General features: G+C 31.2%; 1 protein-coding gene. It reads left to right on the top strand.

Translation table 11 applies throughout. From position 1 onward, the window contains the following. Positions 1-517: 517 nt before the first annotated feature. Positions 518-913 carry a hypothetical protein gene (locus GB234_RS14990; RefSeq protein WP_151895387.1) on the top strand — a complete coding sequence of 132 codons (396 nt, stop codon included), beginning with the start codon at positions 518-520 and terminating at the stop codon, positions 911-913. The last annotated feature ends 201 nt before the right edge of the window (positions 914-1,114 follow it).

Raw genomic sequence — 1,114 nt, 5'->3', positions numbered from 1 at the left:
CGTTGTAAAACATTATGATAAAAATAAGGAACAAGCATTTTGAAATACTCTAAAACTCAACAAAAAAGGTTCAATTTATATTATCAAGAAAAATATAAAAAATTCTATTACAAGTTTCTGGTTCATCCAGGTAATATTAAAGATAGGTTATTACTGTTTTGATCATTTTGAATATGCCTATACCCTTTCTCAATCCACTGGTGTTCCTGATGATACCAGAATATTTTGGCAGAAAATGTGGGATGACCTATTAGCTAAACCAGTGCATTCTGAGTATAGACCCTTATACTTTTCTTTTCAAAATACAATTCATCGAAAACACTTCAAATCATTTGAAAAATATATCATCTTCTTCTTTAACGAATATGAGAGAATAACGTCTTAAAAATCTTTACATATTATGAAAAAAATCCTGCTAACATTAATATTTGCCAATCTGATGTTCAGCTGTTCGGAATTTGAAACTCAAACTGATGTGAATAACAAACTCAAAATTGACGTTCCGAAAGATTGAGCTTTGCAAAATACTGGAGAAGAAATTATTTCTATAATGAGATTTACAGACACAACTGTAAATTACAAAGACAGACTATTATTTGATATTTCGTGGGAATCGGATAAAACTGAATTTACGCCCGAATTTAAAACTTTAATGGATTCTATTGCGGTTGCGAAAGTTGGGAGACCGAAAAATCAATCTTTCCAAAACGTAAACGGATTTGATGCGTATTATTTTGATGTTGTAGGAAATGATAGTTTAGGTAATTTTGACTTTGTAGTCAACAACAGATATTTAAATTCAAAAGGTAAAGACGGAACTATTTTTCTAACAATTACAAGATGGAAAGAAAAATTTAACGAAACTGACTCGCTTTTAGTGGAAAGGATATTCGGAACATTAGAGCGGAAATAACGTTTTACAACAACGCATATAAGCAATGCGGGAGTTTGTGCTTAATTAAAAGTTAAGGTATATTTGGGAGACCGCCGAATTTTTACAAATTCGACTTATTGCAAAAAAAAATTTAATAAACGAAATTTGTAAAAATCAGCTCGGGTACGTCCGAAAGGCTTTCACCTTTCTTCCTCCGCACTGCTCATATACAAATCCGTT

Origin of the sequence: Patiriisocius marinistellae (genome assembly GCF_009014635.1) — a bacterium.
In the GTDB taxonomy this organism is placed as follows: Bacteria; Bacteroidota; Bacteroidia; order Flavobacteriales; family Flavobacteriaceae; genus Patiriisocius; species Patiriisocius marinistellae.
The sequence above is the reverse complement of the archived record's forward strand: the minus strand, read 5'-3'. Positions and strand labels throughout refer to the sequence as shown.